The sequence below is a fragment of the Aquimarina macrocephali genome, assembly GCF_051627225.1.
GTDB lineage: Bacteria > Bacteroidota > Bacteroidia > Flavobacteriales > Flavobacteriaceae > Aquimarina > Aquimarina macrocephali.
In genome coordinates, this window is sequence record NZ_CP151795.1 from 797,282 (window position 1) to 810,839 (window position 13,558).

At 33.2% G+C, this 13,558-nt stretch carries 17 protein-coding genes; 8 read left to right on the top strand and 9 right to left on the bottom strand.

The genetic code is table 11. The features are described from left to right. The first annotated feature begins 11 nt into the window (after positions 1-11). The 4 genes from AAFU52_RS03620 (at position 12) to AAFU52_RS03635 (ending at position 4,233) form a co-directional block, all read left to right on the top strand. Positions 12-1,445: a SusD/RagB family nutrient-binding outer membrane lipoprotein gene (locus tag AAFU52_RS03620; protein WP_438425499.1), complete on the top strand. Its 1,434-nt coding sequence runs from the start codon at positions 12-14 to the stop codon at positions 1,443-1,445. 292 nt (positions 1,446-1,737) lie between these two features. Continuing rightward, complete coding sequence (locus tag AAFU52_RS03625) at positions 1,738-2,118, top strand: hypothetical protein (protein ID WP_438425500.1); 381 nt, start codon at positions 1,738-1,740, stop codon at positions 2,116-2,118. Between the two features lie 48 nt (positions 2,119-2,166). Beyond that, positions 2,167-2,751: a penicillin-binding protein activator LpoB gene (locus AAFU52_RS03630; RefSeq protein ID WP_106793254.1), complete on the top strand. Its 585-nt coding sequence runs from the start codon at positions 2,167-2,169 to the stop codon at positions 2,749-2,751. 66 nt (positions 2,752-2,817) lie between these two features. Beyond that, entirely contained in the window at positions 2,818-4,233 is a 1,416-nt protein-coding gene (locus tag AAFU52_RS03635) for a COG3014 family protein (RefSeq protein ID WP_438425503.1), read from the top strand. 17 nt (positions 4,234-4,250) lie between these two features. Here the strand turns inward: AAFU52_RS03635 and hemL are convergent, their stop codons facing one another. From hemL to AAFU52_RS03655, 4 genes are read right to left on the bottom strand one after another with little or no spacing between them, the layout of a single operon-like run. Beyond that, positions 4,251-5,537, bottom strand: a complete 1,287-nt coding sequence (gene hemL / locus AAFU52_RS03640; RefSeq protein WP_438425505.1) for a glutamate-1-semialdehyde 2,1-aminomutase — start codon at positions 5,535-5,537, stop codon at positions 4,251-4,253. A gap of 2 nt (positions 5,538-5,539) precedes the next feature. Then, positions 5,540-6,412, bottom strand: coding sequence for a glucosaminidase domain-containing protein (locus tag AAFU52_RS03645; protein WP_035092840.1), 873 nt, complete (start codon positions 6,410-6,412; stop codon positions 5,540-5,542). Between the two features lies 1 nt (position 6,413). Further along, on the bottom strand, positions 6,414-7,361 hold the full coding sequence (locus AAFU52_RS03650; protein WP_438425507.1) for a 1-aminocyclopropane-1-carboxylate deaminase/D-cysteine desulfhydrase: 948 nt from the start codon (positions 7,359-7,361) through the stop codon (positions 6,414-6,416). After that, positions 7,362-7,688: a hypothetical protein gene (locus tag AAFU52_RS03655; RefSeq protein ID WP_024771829.1), complete on the bottom strand. Its 327-nt coding sequence runs from the start codon at positions 7,686-7,688 to the stop codon at positions 7,362-7,364. A gap of 29 nt (positions 7,689-7,717) precedes the next feature. Between AAFU52_RS03655 and AAFU52_RS03660 the strand changes: the two genes are divergently transcribed. The 3 genes from AAFU52_RS03660 (at position 7,718) to AAFU52_RS03670 (ending at position 9,287) form a co-directional block, all read left to right on the top strand. Beyond that, entirely contained in the window at positions 7,718-7,894 is a 177-nt protein-coding gene (locus AAFU52_RS03660) for a DUF5522 domain-containing protein (RefSeq protein WP_159025630.1), read from the top strand. 156 nt (positions 7,895-8,050) lie between these two features. After that, complete coding sequence (locus tag AAFU52_RS03665; protein ID WP_024771828.1) at positions 8,051-8,581, top strand: DUF4136 domain-containing protein; 531 nt, start codon at positions 8,051-8,053, stop codon at positions 8,579-8,581. 94 nt (positions 8,582-8,675) lie between these two features. After that, the gene (locus AAFU52_RS03670) at positions 8,676-9,287 is read left to right on the top strand and encodes a DUF4230 domain-containing protein (protein WP_438425510.1); all 612 of its coding nucleotides are present in this window, start codon (positions 8,676-8,678) and stop codon (positions 9,285-9,287) included. A 254-nt stretch (positions 9,288-9,541) separates the two neighbouring features. Here AAFU52_RS03670 and AAFU52_RS03675 read toward each other — a convergent pair whose 3' ends face one another. Beyond that, positions 9,542-10,012 carry a GNAT family N-acetyltransferase gene (locus AAFU52_RS03675; protein WP_159025631.1) on the bottom strand — a complete coding sequence of 157 codons (471 nt, stop codon included), beginning with the start codon at positions 10,010-10,012 and terminating at the stop codon, positions 9,542-9,544. A gap of 334 nt (positions 10,013-10,346) precedes the next feature. Between AAFU52_RS03675 and AAFU52_RS03680 the strand changes: the two genes are divergently transcribed. After that, the gene (locus AAFU52_RS03680; RefSeq protein WP_159025632.1) at positions 10,347-10,640 is read left to right on the top strand and encodes a hypothetical protein; all 294 of its coding nucleotides are present in this window, start codon (positions 10,347-10,349) and stop codon (positions 10,638-10,640) included. 76 nt (positions 10,641-10,716) lie between these two features. Here AAFU52_RS03680 and AAFU52_RS03685 read toward each other — a convergent pair whose 3' ends face one another. The 4 genes from AAFU52_RS03685 to AAFU52_RS03700 form a co-directional block, all read right to left on the bottom strand. Then, positions 10,717-11,409, bottom strand: a complete 693-nt coding sequence (locus tag AAFU52_RS03685; RefSeq protein ID WP_438425512.1) for a nitroreductase family protein — start codon at positions 11,407-11,409, stop codon at positions 10,717-10,719. Between the two features lie 71 nt (positions 11,410-11,480). Beyond that, positions 11,481-12,623, bottom strand: coding sequence for an FAD-dependent monooxygenase (locus tag AAFU52_RS03690; protein WP_438425515.1), 1,143 nt, complete (start codon positions 12,621-12,623; stop codon positions 11,481-11,483). A gap of 264 nt (positions 12,624-12,887) precedes the next feature. After that, positions 12,888-13,331: a GNAT family N-acetyltransferase gene (locus tag AAFU52_RS03695; RefSeq protein WP_084050491.1), complete on the bottom strand. Its 444-nt coding sequence runs from the start codon at positions 13,329-13,331 to the stop codon at positions 12,888-12,890. Next, positions 13,297-13,542 carry a hypothetical protein gene (locus tag AAFU52_RS03700; protein WP_024771821.1) on the bottom strand — a complete coding sequence of 82 codons (246 nt, stop codon included), beginning with the start codon at positions 13,540-13,542 and terminating at the stop codon, positions 13,297-13,299. Before AAFU52_RS03700 ends, AAFU52_RS03695 begins: the two co-directional genes overlap by 35 nt. Between the last annotated feature and the right edge of the window lie 16 nt (positions 13,543-13,558).

Here is a 13,558-nt window from a genome sequence, read left to right on the forward strand (position 1 = left end):
AAAACGAAATCATGAAGACTATATATAAAATAATAGTATCCTGTATCGTAATCACGATGTTCTCCTGCGAAGATTATCTGGATGTTAATGAAAATCCAAATCAGCTGGTTGAAGTTCCATCTGGAGATCTTCTATTAAAAGGAACACTCTTGGCCAATGCACAGGTACAACAAGGACAACTGGCCAGAACTTCTATGTATTATTCTGGTGGACTTATTGGATTAAATCTGGTACAACAAACACTCTATAATTATGATTATACCCCGGGTGATTCTGATGCTGTATGGGAATTGATCTATAACGGAATACTAGTTCAAAATAAGGAAATTAGAAGGATTTCTCCGGAAATAGGTTTTTTACAAGGAATGATAGACGTTAATGAAGCATTAGCCGTAGGAACTGGAGCTTCCTTATTTGGTGATATACCTTATAGCAAAGCATTACCTGACAATCCAAGTTTGGAATCTCCTGATCCAGACCTAGATTTGCAAGCAGATGTATATGCTAGTTTACAAACTCTATTAGACAATGCTATTCCTAAGTTAACAAATGGAGCCACTACTCTCTTACTCAATGATCAAGAAAAAACACCAGATATTTTTTATTTATCAGATCGACAAGCATGGGTTTCAGCAGCATACACTCTAAAAGCTCGATATTATTTACAAACCAAACAGTACAATCTGGCATTAAACAATGTAGTAAATGGTATTAACAGTGCATCTGGAACCATGGCTTATAAACCTATTGGTACTGTCGACTCCAACAGTAATATTCTTTTTAATTTTGTAAACAGTAGTCGTGCAGGTGATATGACTGGCGATAATGCCTTTTACCGGGACCTTATAGATCCTGCTAATGCTTCTGGCAGAAATAATACCAAGACAGATGAAACTGCTCGTAGAAACTATTCTTACATTAATGGTGATGGTGAACAAGAGAATGGTATCGATGGACCATCTACTCCTATGAAGTTAGTAAGCTACGAAGAAAATCTATTGATCTGGGCAGAATGTATCTTACGTGTTAATAATGACAATCAAGGAGCAATTGATAAACTCAATGAATTAAGAACTTATCTGGATTCTGGAAATGCATTTAACCTTATCGATGCAGCTGATACATTTAATTATGACCCATATGTTCTGGCAGATTTTCAAGCAGGAGGAATTGAAAATGCTGATAATATAGCGGTAGACAGAGCAATTTTAAGAGAGATTATCGAAGAACGTTATGTAACAGGGTTTAGTACCTATATGCCATTTAACGATGCTCGAAGATTACTAAAATCCGATAGTGATGTTATTGTTCCTTTTCCCTTAAACAATACCACTACCACAATTAATCCACAACGATTTTTATATCCGCAGGATGAGTTAGATAGTAATGCTAACATACCAAATCCAATTCCCGATTTATTCGCTCCTACGCCAGTAAATCAATAGCCTAGTTATTCCATTTTGGAAACAATTAAAAACCAACGAAGTTAACTTCGTTGGTTTTTTTTATGTAAAATTAGAAATACCGCCTGATCCGCTCCTAACAAATTTTGATTAGACAAATTTTAACATTTTTAGAATAGGGTAACATCAATACTAAATGTTGTGTATATAAATTGAAAAGCCAAAATAGTTTCATAGATATGAAAATTATTTTCTCATATGATGCAACCCTTTGGCTTTTAAATTGTCATTTACTATTAGGTAATATTTGTATGGAAACTAATCTATAAGCATTATGAGAAACATATTTTCAGTATTCGTTTTTGTTATAATAGGGTGTATTGGGTATACACAAGAGGCACAACTCGCAGAAGACCAAAATCCTAATTATAAAGTGGCTATGAATAGATTTTTAAAAAATAGTCAGGAATACACATTACAACAAGGTACTACTGCACAGGAAACCTATAAAGCTATTGATCCTCTTGAAGAAAAAAGAGAACTACGCTCATTACGAAGACAATACAGATCACAAAGAGCATACTGGAGACATGAACGAAGATTAGCACGTATCGAAAATACCAGATATTATGACTATGGATCTTATTATGGTCATAGATCGTATGGGTATAATTGGTTAACATTAGGAATTTTAGGAGCATGCATCCTTTGGTAGTAGTATTAAAAAAACAATAATTAAAGTACATTAAATAAAAATCACAAAATGAGAAAATTAATCGCTGCTATAGCAGTATTACTGGTAATATCTTTAACTTCTTCATGCGCAAGAAAAATTACACGTGTAGCTCCGGATACACAAATTGATATTAGCGGACGATGGAATGATACTGATTCACGCTTTGCAGCAGAAGAACTAACACAAGAAGTACTTACAGCAAACTGGATAACCGATCATGTTCAGGAAAAAGGGAAAAAACCGGTGGTTATAGTTGGTTTAATACGTAATAAATCACATGAGCATATAGAAAGTGAAACCTTTATTAAAGATATAGAGAAGGCATTTATTCAACGACAAAAAGTTAGAGTAGTACAAGGTGGTAAAATGCGTGAAGAACTAAGAGCAGAACGTGCCGATCAACAAGACAATTCCTCTATATCTACCGTCAAAAAATTTGGATTAGAAACCGGAGCAGATTATATGCTTCAAGGTAATATTAACTCTATAGTCGATGCACATAAAAGGGACAAAGTAGTATACTATCAAATCGACCTGGAACTAACAAATATTCAGACTAATGAGAAAGTATGGATCGGAGATAAAAAAATAAAAAAGTTTGTTAAAAACTAATTCTTGATACTCTAAATTCAAACAAAACACCAAGCTTTCTCAGGAAAGCTTTTTTGATAATTGAACATGATCCATATAAAAATGATCTTTCGTGCTACACTATTGTGTTGCCTTTCAATATTGCTTAGCAATTGTGGTAGTTATCATACCAAGAGTGCACTTTTTCAAGGAAAGGTGCAACAAGGTGATGTAGAAGGTGCTATGGAGGTAATTGAGAAAAATAAATTTTTAGGAAAACCCAGAAATCATCTTCTATACTTATTAGAAAAAGGGAAATTAGCATACCTGGCAGGTAATTATACCTTAAGTAATAAACTTTTAAACGAAGCAGATCTGTTTATAGAATCTAATAAAAGAGCTATAGGAAATCAAGTTCTGGGAATTCTTTTAAATCCCGAAAAAGAAACATATAAAGGTGAAGATTTTGAAAAAGTTGCAATACACTATTACAAAGCACTTAACTATATATTTTTAAACAAATACGACGAAGCTATTGTTGAAGCTAAACGCATTTCATTACAACTACAAAGAATAAATGAAAATTATCCTCCTGAGAAAAAGAATAGATATAATGATGATGCATTTGCTCATATATTGCAAGGTCTATTATACGAAGCTTCAGGAGATATAAACAATGCATTTATTGCGTATCGCAATGCTGTAGACTTGTTTGTAGAAAACCAAGGTACTTATATTGGAGTTAATATACCCGAGCAACTTTACCAGGATATGTTTCATACAGCAAGTGTTATGGGATTTACCGATGAAATAGAACGTTATGAAAACCTATTAAACACTACCTATATTCCTAAAAAGTCCACTGAAGGTGGAGAAGCAATTATTTTTTGGGAAAACGGACTGGCTCCTTATAAAGATGAAACCTTTTATACGTTTACCATCTTGCCAGGTAACGAAATCGGGTTTCTAACCATTATCAATGAGGATCTCTCTTTAAATTTACCATTACCGATACCAACTGGAGGAGATAATAATTCTGATTTTTCTGATCTGGATATTTTTAATGTTGCATACCCTAAATATGTGAGACAGCAATCTCTATACAATAATGCAGAGATACAAGTGGATAGTTTATCATATTCCTTTGAACTAACACAAGATTATGAAGAAATTGCTTTTAAAACTTTAAAAGACAGAACATTTAGAGAGATCGGAAAAATAGCTTTGCGACTAGGAACAAAGAAAGTTTCAGAATATATAGTAAAAAACCAAAATAGCGATTTAGGAGCTTTATTAGGTGTTTTTAATGCATTAACCGAAGGTGCCGATACACGTAATTGGCAGAGTTTACCTAAAAAAATATTTTATACTCGAGTCCCATTAAAGAAAGGAGAAAATACTTTAACCGTTAAACTACGTACAAATCAAGAAGTGCTAACTTCTAAAAATATCCTCATACAGGGAACTGGAGGAATTCAATTTGAAAAAATCACAACCCCAAGAGTTTTACACCCCAGTCAATAATTAATCTTGTTTATCTTCTAAAGTGTTTTAGCTACTTTTTGTACTACAGCAATAGTCTCATCCAGATCTTCATAAGTAAGTGCTTCGGTTATAAACCAGGTCTCAAAAGCGCTTGGTGCTATATAAACACCGTTGTCTAGCATCCCATGAAAAAACTTCTTAAAAGTATCGTTATTGCCTTTTGCAGCAGTATCAAAATCCACCACAGCATCCTCGGCAAAATGAACCGAAATCATAGAACCAATTCTATTGATCGTATAAGTGATATTATGCTCATCCAGGGCATTAGCAATTCCATGATGTAAGTATTCTGTCTTATCGGTCAGGCTTTTAAAAATCTCTGGGGTATTATTCAACTCGGTAAGCATTGCCAATCCTGCCGCCATAGCTAATGGGTTACCACTCAAGGTTCCTGCCTGATACACTGGTCCAAGAGGTGCTAAGTGATTCATAATTTCAGAACGTGCTGCAAAAGCTCCAACAGGTAACCCTCCTCCAATTACTTTACCAAAAGTAACAATATCGGCATCTACACCTGTAAGTTCTTGTGCTCCTCCTTTGGCTAATCTAAAACCAGTCATTACCTCATCAAAAATTAACAGTATATCATGAGCATCACATAAAGACCTTAGTCCTTCTAAAAATCCTTTTACCGGTGGGATACATCCCATGTTTCCGGCAATAGGTTCTATAATAATACAGGAAATCTCTCCTTTGTTAGACATGATAATACGTTCTACATGATCCAAATCATTATACCTTGCTAATAAAGTATCTTGTGCTGTTCCTTTAGTTACACCCGGACTGTTAGGGCTTCCAAAGGTAACGGCACCACTTCCTGCCTGGATCAGGAAAGAATCGCTATGTCCGTGATAACACCCTGAAAATTTAATAATCTTATCCTTTCCTGTATATCCACGTGCTAATCGTACAGCACTCATACAGGCTTCGGTACCCGAGTTTACAAATCGTATTTTATCGATATTAGGTACCATGGCAACAGCAAGTTCTGCAATCTGAGTTTCAATTTCTGTTGGCATTCCAAAACTAGTTCCTTTTTTGGCCTTATCAATAACTGCATCAACTACAGGAGGGTGTGCATGTCCCAAAATCATAGGTCCCCAAGAATTGATATAATCTATCAATCGGTTACCATCTTCATCATACAAATATGCTCCTTTGGCTTCTGTAACAAATATAGGGTCTCCTCCTACAGCTTTGAAGGCTCGTACTGGTGAGTTAACCCCTCCCGGGATCACTTTTTGCGCTGCTGTAAATAGCGCAATACTTCTTTTATAGATCATGCTTAATTAAAATCTTCTTCCTCTTCGTCGGCAGCTGCTACTTTAAGAACTTGCCCGACCGAGATATTATTATTGACCAGATTATTAAATGCTCTGAGTTCCTCTACAGAGATTTTATATCTCCTGGAAATCGAATATAGAGTGTCTCCTTTTTTTACTGTATAGCCATCCTTATTAGAAATGGAAGTTATAATCGCAACAGCTTCGCTTTTTTTACTTTTTCTTAAAGGTTTTGTGCCAAGTACCTCATCGTCAAATTTATCTAAATCATAACGTTCTATAATGGCAATAAGTTTTTGTGGATATTTTTTATCGGTAGCATAACCTGCTTCACGCAGACCACGTGCCCAAGATTTATAATCCTTTTGCTTAAATGTAAACAGTCTGGAATATCGTTTTCTATCTTTTAAGAATAAAGAATGATCTCTAAATGATTCACTTGCCTTATTGTATTTTCTAAAACATTCCTGAGAACGATCATCATCATGATATACCCGATCTCCTTCCCAATCATGACATTTAATCCCAAAATGGTTTCTTGCTCTTTGCGTTAGATCTCCATATCCCGCTCCAGACTCCAATATCCCTTGTGCTAATGTGATACTAGCCGGGATCCCGTACGTTTTCATTTCACTTTTAGCAATACCCGAAAACTCATTAATATAGCGTTGCACTTTATCGGTATACGACAATGCAGGAAGTGGTTTTCTGGTAGTATGCTCTTCTACTATAACTTTTTTAGGGCTTTGTTCAGCCTTGGTTATAACCGTTTGTTTAGGTTTAGGTTTATGCGTTCTCGAAGATGTTACCTTTTTGCTTCCTCCACAAGAAATCATAACCATAGCAATACATAACAATACAATAAATTTCCTCATTTTAATATTCAATTGTAATAAGGGGTAGTTTCTTTTTCTTTAATTTTTTGTTCATTCCGGCTATCCCTTGCAAACCACCGGTATGAATGGCTAAAATACGAGTATTTTTCTTAAAAACACCTTTTTGTGCCAGGTCAAAAATACCAAAAACCATCTTAACTGTATAGACTGGATCTAACGCAATATGTTGCTGATCGCTAAACACATTCATAAACTCAACTCCTTCTTGGTTTATTTTACCATATCCTCCAAAATGATATTCATGAATGAGTCTCCAATTGGTTTTTGATGTATATTTTTTAATCTCTTTGTCGAGGAAATCACCTTTTAAAGCAGGAAATCCCATAACGGTCTGATGAGGCTCTGTACTATTAATGATTCCTGCGATTGTGCCTCCCGTTCCTACTGCACAACAAATAACATCATAGTCACTATCTTGCGCAGTTAATATTTCCCCACACCCCTTAACAGCCAGATCATTAGTTCCTCCTTCGGGGATAATATAACATGAACCAAACTCATCCTTTAGTTGTTCTAAAAAAGCTAAAGATGTTTTATCTCGATATGCTGTTCTGCTAATAAACTTAAGACGCATTCCTGAAGCACTAGCAAATCGAAGGGTGTCATTTTCTGATAGTGTTTTCTCAAGATCCTCGGCCAGTTCTTCTCCTCTAATAATTCCTACGGTTTGTAATCCCATGATTTCTCCTGCAGCAGCAGTTGCAGCAATGTGATTGCTATAGGCTCCTCCAAAGGTAAGTACAGTAGTGCAACCAGACCTCTTAGCTTCAATAAGGTTATATTTTAATTTTCTGAATTTATTACCCGAAACGTCTTTATGAATTTGATCTTCTCTTTTGATATCAAGAAACACTCCGGCTTTGTCCAAAATAGAATGCGTAATTGATTGATTTTTTGAAAGTGGTGTTTCCGAAGAAAAAATGTGCATTTATCGATATTTAATAAAACTCCAGAGTTTTCTGGTTTTGAGATAATCGAGGTTATCTTCATTAAGATATGCTTCTCTTTCAAAAGAAATATTACGATAGGCTTGCTGTAAATTTCTATATTGAATAACTCTAAACAAATATTCTGTAAAGTAAAAAAAATAAAAAGGTACAACTAACAGTTCTGCCTGCTGTCTTAAATGGATTTTTTCGTGATTAATAAAGACTTCATCCTCTTTGAGGAAAGAATTATTAATCACAATAAAAGGCCAAAGAGCGATACCAACAAAATGGCGACCTATCAAATATTTGTTAACAACAATGGGCATATAACTGCAAGATACTATTTTTGTAACTTATGGACAATCCTAAAAAAGTATTAACTCCAAAAGAAGGAGATTATTATATCACTCCAGAAGGGTATCGTTGTTTTACAGAACAATATCACCTAAGAAGAGGCTATTGTTGTGAGAGTGGTTGCAGGCATTGCCCGTATGGCTATGACAAAAAAACAAATAGTTATTCTAAAAAATAGATTTGCTATCTGTCTCATGGTACGATTATTGTGGTTAAATTTATTGAATATAGCTATTGTTAAACGTATATCAAATGCTCATTAAATGATTGATAAAATGTATTTATCTTTCTCAATCATCACAAAATCTATTTGATATTATAAAAAACTAGGATTATGAAATTTTTTTCACTTTTATCATTAATCCTTATCATAACTCTTAGTTCTTGCTCCACAGTGCGTGTTGCTTCGGATTATGATAAGCAGGCTGATTTTAACACTTATAAAAGCTTTGCATTTTACAAGCCTGGAATCGACAAAGCAGAAATTAGCGATCTTGACAAAAAACGTATCCTGCGTGCTATCGAAGCAGATATGACCTCAAAAGGTTTTGCAAAATCAGCAAATCCAGATGTGTTGGTAAGTATTTTTACAAAGACTAAGGAAAATGTAAACATCTATCAAAATAACTATGGATGGGGTTATGGATGGGGGTGGAATCCATGGTTCTGGGGAGCTGGATACAATACTGTTTCTACGACTACAGAAGGCACTCTCTATATAGACCTTATAGATGCCTCTAAAAAGGAATTGGTCTGGCAAGGAATGGGTTCTGCAGCATTAACCAAGGATGTGAACAAAAAGCAAGAAAAAATGAATGAGATTGTTACTGCAATCTTAGAAAAATATCCACCACAGGAACGTTAAAAAAATACTCTTTTATTTATATTACAAATAGCCTTTCTTTATAAGAAGGCTATTTTTTTGTGTACATTTATACTCAACTTGATACTATAGATGTATGCGTAATTTTCTACTCGGTGCACTTTTAACAGCACTCTTGGTATTTGGAATCAAATATGTTATTGATCAATCTAATACCCAAAAAACAGAAGTAGCATCTTCTGGTCTTATTCTGGATCAAATCAAAAACGTTGGTAAGCTCGTGGTTACAGAAGGACACTTTTCTGATATAATTACTTATAAAAATGACAAAACCTATTTTAAAGTAATCTCATCAAAGAAAAAAATAATTGTAATGGTTAATGCCAATGTACAAGTCTCTTATGACTTAAGAAAGATTGAACATGTTATTGATCAAGAAACAAAAACACTTACTATAACAAGAATCCCTGCTGCAGAGGTTAATATTAATCCGGAAATAAAATATCATGATATTGAAGAAGGGATTATTAATAAATTTAACCCCGAAGATCATAACGCTATACGTAAAATAGTGATGGAGCAATTAGATAAAAAAGTAAAAAAATCTACACTTGTTACCAATTCACAAAATCGACTCATTAGTGAATTGCAGAAAATATATATCCTTACTAATTCTCTGGGTTGGACGTTAAAATATAAGGATGCAACGATAGACAGCCAAATAGGTGTAAAAGAATTTATATTTTAAATCTTAAACTATACATCAAAAAAAATGGGAAGAAATAATTCTTCCCATCTATAAATTTAAAAAAATCTGAATTACAGAATTCATTTTGTCCCTTAAACTCTAGTGTTATTACAGATTTACAAATTTGTTACTTCTTTATAACGCTTTACTTTCTAGATACCCTACCCCCTTTGTCAAAAAAAAAATTAATATCTCTAAAAAGGTATTCAACTTCTTTAATATGATATCTTAATTCATCGGTATCATCAGGTGTTCTATTTTCTTAACCTATATTTTCGTTCTATACTATTTTCTTTTTCTGCATAAAATTCTTCAACATAATTCATTTCTTTTTCAAGGATACGTATAGAACCTATATTATCTTTACTTGCGTATGCAGTTAACTCATCTAATTTAATTTGGTCAAAACAGTATCCAAACAATCCTTTTGCTATTTCTCTACCAAATCCATTTCCCCAGAAACATTCTCTTAACCGATAAGCTATTTCAAATTCTGATCTATCATTTTCATATACTCCACATATACCTACTAATTGATCGCTATTACGTTCTATTACTGCCCAGATTTTAAAAAAAATATCCGTATCCTTATAATACCCAATAAAACGATTCAATTCTTGCTTACTCTCCTCAAAATTCATCGTTTTTTTGATATATCGCATTACATTAGGGTTGCCTTGCATATCATAAAAAGATTCTAGATCACTATCCTCTAGATGTCTCACAAACAGCTTTTTTGTTTCAAATAGTATCATTTCTACTTTACAGATTACACATTATCATACATGACTATTTCTTTTTAAAGTTATCCCAAACCTCTTTTTTCCTCTAGAGATTCTACTCATAAAAAAGGCACAAGATTTTGTAACTTTTTCTCAAAAAAATTATCAAAAGACAAAAGCATGAGACAAAATTTAAAATAAATATAAACCAAACACACAAATTATGAAATCAATATCAAACATTAACAAGATTCTAGCTGTGGTTATATCGATAATTGGTTAGGTGGAGATTTTTTCTTTGGATTTAATTTATCAAGAGTATTTTAATACAATTGTTATGGTGTTTAGAAATACAATCCCTATTCAAAATCTAAAATGCAATAATTGCGCTATAGCCCTAAAAAAGGAAATATTGCAGATTCAAAATATTTCGAATGTGTATATCCATAGTGATTATTCTCATATTTCTTTTAATCATACTTCGGTTAATGATTTGTCGAATATTGAAAATATGTTGACTCTTTTAGGGTTTCCGCCTGTAGGCGAAAAAATCAAAAAAAAGAATAATGCAGGGTATTATTGTAATGATCAATCCAGAAATTATTGCGTCTTCGAAAAGATTAGTGCATAAATCTCTAATCCAGGTTATGAAATAATTCGATTTTTTTCCTTATTACAAAGAGTAATTCTACTTTAGGTTTTTAATTTTATTCATAAAAAACGGTCATCTCATTCAATCCTTTTCTTTTTAAATCCGGCACATAGGCAGGAAATTTGGGATAGCCAACTGGGAGTAATAAAAAAGCTCTTTCATTAGCTGGTCTTTTAAGGATATTTGTCAAAAAATTCATAGGACTTGGGGTATGGGTCAATGTCACCAATCCAGCATTATGAATTGCAGAGATTAACATTCCGCACGCAATCCCTATAGATTCATTCACATAATAGTTATTATGCTTATCACCATTTTCTTCGAATTCATATGCTTTTTTGAATGCTATAATCAACCAGGGAGCGATTTCTAAAAAAGGTTTGTTCATATCGGTAGCTAGTGGTTCGAGGTCTTTTTTCCATCGTTCACTCATCCTATTCCCATAGTTGGTTTTTTCTTCGATTTCTGCTTCTCTACGGATTTGAGTTTTTAATGCAGGGTTAGAAATGGCACAAAATGTCCAGGGCTGCTTATGTGCTCCAGATGGAGCAGTAGAAGCACTTTTGATAAGATTCTCAATAACCTCTTTTGGAACGTGTTTGTCAGAAAAATCTCGCACAGATCTCCTTTTGTCTAACCAATCATAAAATGATTTACTTTTTAAAACTAACTCTTCTTCAGAGAAAACATCAGAATGGTAAGAAACATGGTTATATCCGTTGATGGTAATGCTACTTGGTGATTCCATTTTTATAGTTTTGTATTATCGTTAATTATTACTTCAATATTCTTATCCTGCATTTATATTATTATATAAAGTTAATATACTTTTTCTAATTGATACATCTCATTCATTTTTTTCTGAATCAAGTTTTTTGGAATACTTTTTAGTATAAAATTCCTCATTCCTTTTCCATATTTCCAATGTGCCATTTTTCCTGTAGCCCAGGATTGTTTTACTATTGTATTTACTTTTTGTTTTCGTTTTTCCTGAAATAGCCTGAAAACATTCGTATTATTTTCGTTTTTAATAAGGTTACTCAAATAATAAGCATCTTCGATAGCTTGTGCTCCTCCCTGCCCCATATTTGGAGTTGTGGCATGACCTGCATCTCCAATTAGACAAATGTTGTTTTTATACCAATGATTAAGTGGTATTAAATCACTGATATCATTTCTCACTATTTTATCTTGAGATGTAGCTGCGATGAGTTCTTTGACTAATGGATGAAAATTAGCGTATGTTTTCAACAGCTTATCTTTTATCAATGTATCATCATCTTTCTGATTTGGCTTGCTTAATGAGACTGCAAACCAATACACTTTATCTTTGGCTACTTTTGAGATTCCAAATCGAATTTGATTTCCCCATAGTTCTATTCCTCTGTGTTCAAAATCAGCATCCATCGTATAATCTGCGATCCCTCTCCAACAGGTCTGGCCAGAATATCTTGTTTTGCTTGATGGAAAAAGCTGATTTCGTATTTTAGAATTAATTCCATCGGCACCAATTAAAAAATCAGTTTTGACCTTAGAATCATCATTAAAAGTAACCAGGATTCGTCCCTCTTCTGCTTCTTTAAATTCTTTAAACGATTTTCCCAAATGAATTTTTTCTTTTGGAACTTGTTGAAGTAATAATTTCTGAAGTTCTGCTCTATGAATAGCAATGGTAGAGTACCCAAATTTGTCTTTTACATCATGTTGAAAACTATCTGATAAAGGCGACAGATCAGATGTACCTACGGTTACTCTATCGATAGAATTTCCTTTTGTTACAACATCGTCTAGTATCCCAAGCCATTCGAACACCTGCAAAGCATTTGGAGCGAGCCAAATCCCTGCCCCTACTTCATTTAACTCAGGAGCTTTTTCGAATATCTGATACTCTATCCCACATTTTTCAAAAGCTAAAGCTGTGGTTAATCCTCCGATTCCTGCTCCTATTATTGTATATAGCATATCTTGTTTTTATCTTAAAATTTAAAGACTTTACTACATACAGAATAGAAAACTATGACCTACATCTTAATCAAGAATAGGTTGTACCAAAATCTTTATTTATGGATTCTAAATTTACTCATTTTACAGCAGTTAAATCAAAGAATTTACAATGTTTTGTTTAGTGATTACACTTTTGTTTTGTTGACAAGAACGCGAAAATTCTCTCTATTTATTTTTATCATATATTCCTGGATTATTTATATCAAAAATGTAGAAATTCTTTTATTTTAATTCCATTAGTACTCGTTGTGAATTACCTCCGTAATAGTTTGAATCATTTTTAATAATCTCGAACCCTATTTTTTTATAAAAATCAACTGCAGGACTATCTGGTTCGGTGGTCAAAATAATACTGCCAATATCCAACTCATTAATTTTTTTTATAACGGTCGAAACTAGTTTTAGGCCTATTCCTTGTTTTCTAAACCTCTTTTCAGTTGCCAGAGCGAGTATCCAGCCAACTTTCTCTTTAGGATTAATTCCTCCAAGAACATATCCTGCTATTTCCTTTTCTTCATTTTCGGCAACAAGAAAATAATCTGAAAATAAATCATAATACTGTCTAATTACAAATAGTGGATAGTTCATTGGGGAAAATACATTTTCCTCAATTTTATAAATTATCTCCAATTCACTTAATGTTACCGGTCTTATCGATATTTCCATTTGCTTTTCTTTCTGAGTTTTTTCTTTTGAGGTTTTCTTTTTTCATCAATCCTAATGCCCAAATCGCAAGTCCAAAATATAAAATGATTTCTCTAACTTCTAGTATTGGGTCTAAGAATTCTAAATTCAAGAAGTTGTCGATTAGAAATAAAACTCCTCCGATTACTAAAATTATAAATCCTATTATCTCTAATTTATTTTGATTTTTCATTTAATTAGTTTACTCT

What these genes read in the sequence shown, in the direction of transcription:
- hemL (WP_438425505.1), bottom strand. Translation starts at nt 5,537, where the DNA reads ATGATCTATAAAAGAAGTATTGCGCTATTTACAGCAGCGCAAAAAGTG.
- AAFU52_RS03625 (WP_438425500.1), top strand. Translation starts at nt 1,738, where the DNA reads ATGAGAAACATATTTTCAGTATTCGTTTTTGTTATAATAGGGTGTATT.
- AAFU52_RS03650 (WP_438425507.1), bottom strand. Translation starts at nt 7,361, where the DNA reads ATGCACATTTTTTCTTCGGAAACACCACTTTCAAAAAATCAATCAATT.
- AAFU52_RS03635 (WP_438425503.1), top strand. Translation starts at nt 2,818, where the DNA reads ATGATCCATATAAAAATGATCTTTCGTGCTACACTATTGTGTTGCCTT.
- AAFU52_RS03665 (WP_024771828.1), top strand. Translation starts at nt 8,051, where the DNA reads ATGAAATTTTTTTCACTTTTATCATTAATCCTTATCATAACTCTTAGT.
- AAFU52_RS03690 (WP_438425515.1), bottom strand. Translation starts at nt 12,623, where the DNA reads ATGCTATATACAATAATAGGAGCAGGAATCGGAGGATTAACCACAGCT.
- AAFU52_RS03695 (WP_084050491.1), bottom strand. Translation starts at nt 13,331, where the DNA reads ATGGAAATATCGATAAGACCGGTAACATTAAGTGAATTGGAGATAATT.
- AAFU52_RS03685 (WP_438425512.1), bottom strand. Translation starts at nt 11,409, where the DNA reads ATGGAATCACCAAGTAGCATTACCATCAACGGATATAACCATGTTTCT.
- AAFU52_RS03660 (WP_159025630.1), top strand. Translation starts at nt 7,718, where the DNA reads ATGGACAATCCTAAAAAAGTATTAACTCCAAAAGAAGGAGATTATTAT.
- AAFU52_RS03655 (WP_024771829.1), bottom strand. Translation starts at nt 7,688, where the DNA reads ATGCCCATTGTTGTTAACAAATATTTGATAGGTCGCCATTTTGTTGGT.
- AAFU52_RS03700 (WP_024771821.1), bottom strand. Translation starts at nt 13,542, where the DNA reads ATGAAAAATCAAAATAAATTAGAGATAATAGGATTTATAATTTTAGTA.
- AAFU52_RS03645 (WP_035092840.1), bottom strand. Translation starts at nt 6,412, where the DNA reads ATGAGGAAATTTATTGTATTGTTATGTATTGCTATGGTTATGATTTCT.
- AAFU52_RS03620 (WP_438425499.1), top strand. Translation starts at nt 12, where the DNA reads ATGAAGACTATATATAAAATAATAGTATCCTGTATCGTAATCACGATG.
- AAFU52_RS03630 (WP_106793254.1), top strand. Translation starts at nt 2,167, where the DNA reads ATGAGAAAATTAATCGCTGCTATAGCAGTATTACTGGTAATATCTTTA.
- AAFU52_RS03670 (WP_438425510.1), top strand. Translation starts at nt 8,676, where the DNA reads ATGCGTAATTTTCTACTCGGTGCACTTTTAACAGCACTCTTGGTATTT.
- AAFU52_RS03680 (WP_159025632.1), top strand. Translation starts at nt 10,347, where the DNA reads ATGGTGTTTAGAAATACAATCCCTATTCAAAATCTAAAATGCAATAAT.